The organism is Patescibacteria group bacterium (genome assembly GCA_041660565.1).
Taxonomy (GTDB): Bacteria; Patescibacteriota; UBA1384; order CAJBMM01; family CAJBMM01; genus JBAZWC01.
Window position 1 is genome coordinate 1,148 of sequence record JBAZWC010000004.1, and the last position, 8,708, is coordinate 9,855.

Annotated in this window: 16 protein-coding genes; all 16 read right to left on the reverse strand. The window is 44.3% G+C overall.

Translation table 11 applies throughout. From position 1 onward, the window contains the following. On the reverse strand, positions 1–1,044 hold a 1,044-nt coding region (locus tag WC773_04630; GenBank protein ID MFA6082660.1), incomplete at its 3' end, for a hypothetical protein. Positions 1,045–1,056: 12 nt separating this feature from the next. Further along, entirely contained in the window at positions 1,057–1,317 is a 261-nt protein-coding gene (locus WC773_04635; GenBank protein ID MFA6082661.1) for a hypothetical protein, read from the reverse strand. Between the two features lie 7 nt (positions 1,318–1,324). Beyond that, entirely contained in the window at positions 1,325–1,528 is a 204-nt protein-coding gene (locus WC773_04640; GenBank protein MFA6082662.1) for a hypothetical protein, read from the reverse strand. Between the two features lie 11 nt (positions 1,529–1,539). After that, positions 1,540–1,869, reverse strand: a complete 330-nt coding sequence (locus tag WC773_04645; protein MFA6082663.1) for a hypothetical protein — start codon at positions 1,867–1,869, stop codon at positions 1,540–1,542. A gap of 20 nt (positions 1,870–1,889) precedes the next feature. Beyond that, complete coding sequence (locus WC773_04650) at positions 1,890–2,039, reverse strand: hypothetical protein (protein ID MFA6082664.1); 150 nt, start codon at positions 2,037–2,039, stop codon at positions 1,890–1,892. A gap of 2 nt (positions 2,040–2,041) precedes the next feature. Further along, positions 2,042–3,484 (reverse strand): hypothetical protein, encoded by a 1,443-nt coding sequence (locus tag WC773_04655; protein MFA6082665.1) that lies wholly within the window; start codon positions 3,482–3,484, stop codon positions 2,042–2,044. After that, complete coding sequence (locus tag WC773_04660) at positions 3,462–4,184, reverse strand: hypothetical protein (protein ID MFA6082666.1); 723 nt, start codon at positions 4,182–4,184, stop codon at positions 3,462–3,464. Before WC773_04660 ends, WC773_04655 begins: the two co-directional genes overlap by 23 nt. 9 nt (positions 4,185–4,193) lie before the next feature. Then, complete coding sequence (locus WC773_04665) at positions 4,194–4,463, reverse strand: hypothetical protein (GenBank protein MFA6082667.1); 270 nt, start codon at positions 4,461–4,463, stop codon at positions 4,194–4,196. Between the two features lie 9 nt (positions 4,464–4,472). Further along, a complete protein-coding gene (locus tag WC773_04670) occupies positions 4,473–4,850 on the reverse strand; it encodes a hypothetical protein (GenBank protein MFA6082668.1) in 378 nt (125 codons plus the stop codon). Positions 4,851–4,862: 12 nt separating this feature from the next. Further along, positions 4,863–5,510, reverse strand: coding sequence for a hypothetical protein (locus WC773_04675; protein MFA6082669.1), 648 nt, complete (start codon positions 5,508–5,510; stop codon positions 4,863–4,865). A gap of 12 nt (positions 5,511–5,522) precedes the next feature. After that, positions 5,523–5,768 (reverse strand): hypothetical protein, encoded by a 246-nt coding sequence (locus tag WC773_04680; GenBank protein ID MFA6082670.1) that lies wholly within the window; start codon positions 5,766–5,768, stop codon positions 5,523–5,525. 8 nt (positions 5,769–5,776) lie between these two features. Next, the gene (locus tag WC773_04685) at positions 5,777–6,049 is read right to left on the reverse strand and encodes a hypothetical protein (GenBank protein ID MFA6082671.1); all 273 of its coding nucleotides are present in this window, start codon (positions 6,047–6,049) and stop codon (positions 5,777–5,779) included. 57 nt (positions 6,050–6,106) lie between these two features. Next, entirely contained in the window at positions 6,107–6,322 is a 216-nt protein-coding gene (locus tag WC773_04690) for a hypothetical protein (GenBank protein ID MFA6082672.1), read from the reverse strand. An 8-nt stretch (positions 6,323–6,330) separates the two neighbouring features. Further along, entirely contained in the window at positions 6,331–7,293 is a 963-nt protein-coding gene (locus WC773_04695; GenBank protein ID MFA6082673.1) for a hypothetical protein, read from the reverse strand. A gap of 82 nt (positions 7,294–7,375) precedes the next feature. Continuing rightward, the gene (locus WC773_04700) at positions 7,376–7,795 is read right to left on the reverse strand and encodes a hypothetical protein (protein ID MFA6082674.1); all 420 of its coding nucleotides are present in this window, start codon (positions 7,793–7,795) and stop codon (positions 7,376–7,378) included. A gap of 68 nt (positions 7,796–7,863) precedes the next feature. After that, positions 7,864–8,708: hypothetical protein (locus WC773_04705; GenBank protein ID MFA6082675.1), on the reverse strand; the 845-nt coding region annotated here is incomplete at its 5' end.

Genomic DNA, 8,708 nt, shown 5'->3' on the forward strand with positions numbered 1-8,708 from the left:
TCCACCAGCACAACTATTTGCTAATAAACTATCAGACCTGGTTGTATAATCAAATGTGGTCAGTTCACGGTCGTTTGATGCTGGTGAAAAGCATGTTGTAGTACTCGTTAGTGCTGTATTAATCGTTAGGCTATCATCGTAGCAACGAGTAATCAAATTAAAACTGTCGTCGTAACAGTTATTTGTATCCCCTGGGTCTACATAACTTCCAGTAGTAGTAACTTCGAGAGTATCACAAATCGTAATCACTGGTGAACCATCAGCACAGGTTGCCACTAAATCCGCCCATCGCATACGATCATCAGCGCCAGTAGTACCAACGACAACCAATCCCATTCCTTGATTTGCGGCAAAATCAGTATCAGTGGTATCCAATGCATGTAGCTGAACGTCATTGACAAATGCAACCAAGTTTGTGCCATCATATGCCAATTGGATTACGTCATTTGCAACCAACGTTGTATTTTGTGATGTCAATACGGTTCCGTTGCTCAACGATATTAAACTTGCTGTCGTCCACTTGACGATCTTCAACTTCTGCGTTGCATGCCCAGGATCATAAAGCAATGTATATCCGCTAAAACTTGTCGCCGTAGCAGTCGATGGAACTCCAATACAAACACCAGAAATTGGGCTGCCAGCGATTACGGCTTTGAATGTCAACGAAACAGAACGTACCGATGTTGCACACAATTGTGGCGCATAAAAACAATAACACGGTATGGTTGCTTCAGCCGATCTTGCAATAATCGTACCATCAGTATCAACAGTCAAGCAATCGTCACATGCTGCCGCGTGGCAAGTTGGACAAACAATAATCGTTGTCGTTCCGCAATCAACCGGAATCGGCGTCGTCAATATCGGTGTACCAACTGTTACGCCATCAAGCAACGCCGGGCCACGTTTCTTTTTGATTTTGTACTTTTTCGATGGAATCCAATTTTGCAAACTCGTGAAATACCCAAGTTGCAATTTCGTGGGATTTGCAACCAAATTCACACCACGCAAAAGTGGTTCTTCTTTTTCAAGTCGATTACGAAGCACGATGGACTGACCTTATTGCAAATCTCGCGGCAATTGAGCGTCGCCTTGAGTTGCCATATAAACCCCCAAAACAAACGAAACTACCAATGCTGTTGGCTGGTCAAATTCAAGCAACGAATATTGCATCAAAACTTCTGCGAAGTCACAGTTTTGTTGGTCAACGATGATATCACTAAATTTTTTGTTTTTGACTTTTGCAAAAAAGTCATCAATCATACCGGCAAGCATATGTTGGTATTTGTCGTCTTGAATACGTTCTTTGAAGTCTGACATAATCACCTTACGTGCAAGCACCCGGCACTGTTGGAACGATCACAGTTGTTGACAATGCAACCACTCCACGCTTTTTTTGCAACGAAAATATCTTTGTGGGAATATAATTCTGTAAAAGTACAAACGATCCCAATTTCACGTCGGCATCTTCGCTTACGAGATCGACGCCTTTGAGTTTGATTTCTTCGGTTTCGGTACGGTTACGAAGCATGAAACGCCCAATTAGTAATCTATTTTAATATCTATCAATCCAGCATCTACCAAATTATTCAAATACACGCGAACGTCACGAAATGGAGCAACTTCAAGAACTGTCATATAATCCATTTGGGTGGTTTTCATTGCCCATTTTCCATCAATCTTTTTCATAACCTGAAACCACTTCCTACCATCAAGCAAAGTTATTTTGAAATCAATTTCACCTGGTGTGGTGGTAGGTTTGACTTCAAACTTAGATACCAAAACCACTTTATTTACCTGGTCAAGCGAATTAATGAAATGTGTAAACTGTCCATCAAACGACAATGGATTTGGATTACAATCGATTTTCATAAATCACCACAATGGAACGTTTACAAATTGTTTTTTCGTTTGGCGTTGGATTTTTCGTCTTCCAACTTCGCCAATTTGGTTTCAAGTTCAGTGACTTTTGCTTCTGCTTGTTCGGCACGCATGAGCAGCCGTGCCCAGGCGAGTGCGGTTTCTTCAAAAGTTATAGCCATAATTATTCTCCAATGTAATTTGCATGAAAATTAAGTGAGGTTCCAGATGCAACTAAATTTAATGCGCCACCTGAATTTTGCCATACAAAGGCTTCTATATAGTCACCAGAAGCCAGGTTAAGCAAACCATTAACATTCTGTGGTACGCCAGAAGCATTACCGCCCATTCCAGCGGTTAGTAGATCAGTCGCACCACCATTTTTTCGAATAACTAAAAATCGCAATCCTGTTGCGCTTCCACCCCAAAAAGCTGTTGCTGTTACGAAATATTTCCCTGTAAGATTAATAGTAATTCTTGTGGGGTTAGTTACAGCTTCGTGCATTCCATCGGTATCGAAGTCTTCAGCATCAAGCGAAATTGCGGTAAAAGTGGAATCATTAATAGATTGATTAGTAGTACGATAAGTAGCTACACAATTTTCTTGATGACGAAATCTATTCTGACCCGCCATTTTGAAGATACCATCTGCATGGTGTTGTATGCTTGCGTCTTGGTCAAGATACAAACTACGTTTTTGAACTAGTCCGCCGTTTGCTACAACTAAAAATTCCCATGCCGACCCACCTGCCGTAGTTGTAGTATTTTCCGTAAACAAACTAGAAAAAGCCGCCAATGAAGGTACTTCACCGCCAGCATTATTTGTTCCATAACTTATAAACGACAAAGGCGAATCACCGCTAAGTGACTGTGATGGTGATGCTAATGTACCTCTTGCCTTACGCCCTACGAAGATTGCTCCACTAACATCTGCGGAATAACGATCAAATTTCAGATTAGCATTAACTCCATCCCCTTGTAGCGTAAAGGCATTAGCCGCATCGCTAAGGTTGAGTATATGCAATGGGGATACGGGCGTAACTGTGTTAATACCTATTTGTCCCTGACTATTTGCTCTTGTAGCCCGAAGCACTTCATTTGCTCCGTTGCTACCAAGCTGAAAAATAATGGCTTCACTACCAACGCCTACGCCGGACGTTGCTCGCAGTATCAAATCATCCCCTGCGGCAGTCCCACCAATTAAGGTTTGCCCACCACTTCGTCCAGCAAGCAAGGCATACTGTGTGTGGTCGTCATCCGTTAATCCAGTAAGCGCAAGGCCATGATCTAACTGCCCTGCTTGAAGTCCGGTAGATTGATGAGAATGATCCGCAGCTTCCAGTCGATATTGCGTATGCGGATCGCCAGTTGTCAAACCGCCCAAGTTGTTATGCGTAAGGTTTGCTTCGGCTACATCAATTGAAAATGCCGTCAAAGCCGCTGTTGATGGACTTCCGGCCAAAGTAATTTTTGTCGAAGCTGCGGTAACTGCCGCAGCACCCGGCAAAGAACTTGCAGACACACCATGATCGTGATCCTCAACCGCCGGGAACAATGAAATCCCCGACGCTGCAACCGCAGTATTCGTTGGAACTTTTGGTGTTTTAAACTGTTGTTTCGGTGCCATTTAAAACAATCGTCAACGCGCCTGACGTTCCTTGCAAACCTTGAATGACTTCGGCAGCAATCATTGACCATGTACCAGGTAATGTTAATATCCCATTCGCTGGAATCGAAAATGCGCTCAACAAACGTGTTGCCACAGCATCGGCACCAATCGAAAGGGTTATTGTTGCAATACTTGCCGTAGTATTCACGACATGAATCAACTCTAGCGTTGTCTTTTTCGCCGTTGGTACGGTATAAAGCGTAGCTGCAATTGTTGTTGGTTGTGCCGGACCATAAAGACGTTTCTGGACATCAACAAGTGTCGAAGTAACCGTCCCGGTTGTTGTTATCGTTTGTGGTACAATCGCCCCCGCTGTAAAAACTTCAACGGCAAAATTCGGTATTGCGTCAAAAACAACCGTCCGATAATGAATTGTTATCGTACCAGTATTGGCAGTGATGTTACATGCCAACGTTGCTGCTGGAACTGCCAATTTGACAAGTGAATTCGCCGTGATCGTCTTTATCGGAATATAATCAGTCGATTTGCCGTCTTTTAATTGAATATTTACCGATCCGGTGGCGCTGAAAGTAATATAAAGCAACGTAACAGATGGTACGTGCGGTAAGTTGACAAAGAAAACGCCCGTCGTGGTAGTCGCTTTTGAACTTACACCACTCGCATTTGTCAGGTATCCGGCTTTTACGAGTTCAGCCAATGGAACTCCTTATTTGCTTGGAGGAACAGGAAGCGATTGCTGCGTTTGCTGGCCTTGACGCAACTGGTCGGCGAGATATTGTCGATATTCGGGTTCGGACATTTGACCGCGCTGACGCTGCAAATCATCACCTGGGCGTGGAGCAGGTAAATTGCCACTTTGTCCATACAACTTACGCAAGAAATCCAACAACGAATTCCCGCCTTCGCCAGCACGTTCGATCAAACGCATACCAGGCAGCGAGCGAGCCAAGTCTTCGCCTACATATTTATCAGCCACAAAAGACTCCTATCGAACTTCAGCGTAATCCAAATATGCCCAAACAGCCATATCGTCAGCGCCAGCAGAAAGGGTTCCAGTGATATTGAGCCGCGTATATGGCGCTTCAGGTGCAAAATCTATTATGGCACCAGATGTATCAGTTGTTGCGCTCGCAACGTCAGCCCAAGTTACGTTATCCACGGATCGTTGTGCTTTGACAGTAACGGCGGTATATCCAGCGAAGACAGGCTGAAAACTTACCCGCCGAACACCTTTAGTATTGAATGTTACATCAACATTTGCTGCCAAAGCTTCGTTCGTCGCACCAAGGAATACTTTCGTTGGTCCGGCAAACGCCTTGATGAAAGGCATTTGGGAAGCCGTGATTGGAGTTATTGTAGCCATTTTTTATCCTTTTTATCTAAAAACAATTGGAGTGCCAAATTTACTCGACAACTGAACCCGTTGTGATCGCATCGGCTGTTTGTTGAACTTCGCTTTATACACTGAGATCATTCGCAAAAGTTCCTGGTTTTCTGGAACATATCTGTCGTCGTCTTCGTGCTGCAATCCGCGAACGTAAACACCTTGGATCATTATTTCGTCGTTCGGGAAATCCGGCGTAAATGCAACATCTGATCGGGCAGGTTTGAATTTATATCGAATTTGATAAGTGTATTGTTGATTTGCCAACGGGAACGTTCGCCACGTCATTGCGTTCAAATCAATAATCACATGTTTGGGTTCACCAATCAATCCAGGATCGTTTAGCAAATCTTGGTCATATCCTGTATTGAACCGCAACGAATGATTGATTCCATTCACGTCAGTCAGTACAAACGAATCGTGTGAAATTGGAGAATCAAAATCTGCTGGCAAATTAGTTGATGTTGCCTCGGCTGCTAACGATCCAGTAGCGATCTTTTCAAGAAAAGGCCATGAATAATCTTCGTAAAGTCTGTCGAGAAGATTCAACAACCAAATGCCCGCTGTCGTTGTCAAAGTTGCATTGCCCAAACGCTCAAGCGCCTGAGAAACGATCACTGTACTTGTCAAAGCACCCATTGAATATGTTCCTTATTTGAAGTAGGTAATCCCGACAGCAGAAATAAAACTTACCAAAGCGACCCATACTGCGCGAAAATGCCACTTATGGTTATCCGCCGAAACTTTCAATCTATCTACATCAAATTGTGTTTGCTTATAATCATCTAAATGTTTTGTAAAATCTTGCTTAAATCCATTGAAAGAATCGGTCAATGCGTCAAGTTTGGTCCCTAAAACCGCAAGTGTCACACGTCCGTTGGTAGATTCTTTTGGCACAACGTATCCTAAGCTTCGCCTTCGACTTTGGTAAGATACAAATCTTCGAGATGCTTGTTGGTGAGTTCAAGAACCTTTTCGTTCACACTAGACATGCGTTTGTCAATTGCCCAAGTAACATCATTTATCAATCCAGAAAGTTGCTCACGAGTCCAACCTTTTGGTAGGTTTGTGGCAACAGAAATCACCTCGCCTGTCATTGCAGTCTGCTTAGAGATCGTCAGCATCAGGCCCGGCTCGTTGGTCGTTCCCTGCTCGACTTTGGTTTCGGTATCGGACATAATCCTTAGCCTCCTTAAAGCTTGGGGCCGTTGAACTCGCGCCACGGCCCGAAACGGTTATTTTTCGTCTATTCGATTAATCACTGAAGCAGGAACTTGAGCATCATCAACACCAAGCTGCTTTTTAAGCTTACGTTCAACGAATTCGCACTTGTCTTTGTCGCCTTCGTTTCGGAACGTACTTCCCCAACCGTTGTCGTATAATTCACGATCAATTTGTGATCGGGTTTTGCCTCTTGGCTTTCCATCTCTTACGATTATAGTGATACTCATAATGCCTCTTACGAAGTCATGATTCCGCCGCTGTAGAAGTTACCACTACGGATGATGGTAGCATGGTTGGTGTTATCAGTACCATAACCAGCGTTGGCACTACCGAAGTAATTGCCACTGGCCAATCCATGCACTGTCGCTCCACCAATAACGAAGATAAACTTCTGCATTGTACCAGCAGCATGTGCCGGAACGATGTGACCAAAGTGATTACCAACAACTGCCAAGTTCAAACCATCGGCCAAGAACAAATCAGCAGCGATATTCGCAGCCTGACCATTAAAGATGTTATCCTTAATGACAATTTCTTTCCAGGCGTTCATCGTCGAACCCGCAGCAATACTAACTCGGCAGTCAACAAAAAAGCAATTCTCCACCAACTGGCCTTCGGTAGAATCAAACCTAATGGCTGATTGTACCAAGCCAGCAGCAGCAGGTGCATCTGCTAAGTTGGACGAAAATCCGCAATTCACAATCGCCGAACCAATATTCAGCCCGCTACCAGTATTCCAATACGCTTTAATGCCAAAACCACGTTCTTGGGCAGCCCGACTGAAAAAATGGACATTTTCAATAGACTGATGCCCCGCTCTCCAATCTAACGCTGAATCATCAACGCTATTGCTTGAATTTCTCCAAGTACAAGCTTGATATACGCTTCCACCTTTGGTAGTCGTAGCACCTATAATACTCAACCCTCGCGTTGTATTCGGCACGATTACGCTTTCGGTGTAATAAGAACCCAAAGCCAATGGTCTTATATAAATGGTGTCATTTACTTGAGCAGCGGTTACAGCTTCCTGGATAGTCTTTTTTGCGCCAGCATAAGTCAAACCATCACCACTTGCGGATAGTAATCCACTAACGTATCGTGGTGTCCCAGGACGATAAGTAACCGGCACGCCGTCAATCACCGTAGTAGAATGTGGTTTCCCACGTCGAAACGATCTCGAAACAATTCCCAAACTCATAAATCACCTTTCAACCAACATATTCAGTGTTCAGCCTGTTGGGGGCCTGAGACGAACTAGCCGTTCGCCACGTTGCAAACGCCTATCCAGTCACTTCACCCATATACACCCGCCGCCCACGATCTTCAAACATCGCCCGTTCGGATGCTTGATGATCGTTTTGCATTTTCGACAAATAATTGGCGACACATTGAGGAACGATAACCTTTCCGCTATATCGGATATTGTTGATTTTAAACCCTTTGCGGTCATTTACAAAATGCTCAACATACAAACAATCAACTTCCAACATATCGTCTTCGCGTTCACGAAAATGCGTATGAGCAACACCGCCAATTCTATGTTTATTTGACTTCGGAACAACGCGAACCTTTTGTGGCTTCGGCACAGATCGCTCGCCAGCAACAGTTTTCGCTTCGCGTTTTTCTGCTTTTAATCGAGCATCAAACTCGACGTTGGCTTCCGCAAGTTTCTCGTCAATGGATTTTTCATCAGTTGTCACTGATTTTCTCCTTATAAGAAACGGACGGTAGGAATCATCCTACCGCCCATTCCAGGTTAAATTGTCAATTAATCAAACGCGCTGGCGCTCTCAAGCCGTTGTAGATAATCTTCATTCAGCACAACAGCTTTGAAACTTCCTTTCAACGCAAGAGGACGTGTCAAATCGGCAGGGTCGCTCTTCGAAGGTCCGCTTGGGGTAATCAAAACTCTCAGGTTATCACCCGCAAGATCAACCATCGCATAAGTTTCCTTACCAAACATAAACGACGTATGCACGGTCACACCAGTCCCCGGTGTTGCAGGCGCAGTCGTAGGATACGATGCAGCCGTTGGGAAAGTAGTGATGATCGTTGTCAAATCCAACACGGCAGCAGCAGCATTTCCAGTCGAAATCCGACGCAGATTTGCATCCGTTGAAGTATTGTCGGTATCGCTAACATACACGTTATATGTCACACCAGTCGCGGGAGTTGACGGGAAGGTAATATTGATTTTCTCGTTATTATCTACGTCAGCAACGGCTTCGGCGTTAGAAACATCGGTTTCAAACCCAAAGTCGCTTTCTACACGAGTGATTTTGACATAAACAGTTTTGTTATCTCCACCAGCCCAACTACCAGTTGCAGCAGCCGCGCTTGTCCAATCCGCGTCAGCAATCAACGCATGAGTAGCAATAAAGTTACTCACCATTACACGAAAACCCATCCACTCACCAATCTCGTTGTTATAAAGCGCAGTAACATCCTTCAATTCATGAGCCGAATGAAACAGATCGTCGGCGGAAATATCTTGCGACACTTCTGGATCAACGATAGCCAAAAAGTTCATTCCCAACGGACGTGCGCCATTCCGTTTCAGTGTTTTCCAAACTTTACGCATTTCGACAGAATTGACAGTATCGGTACTTGTCA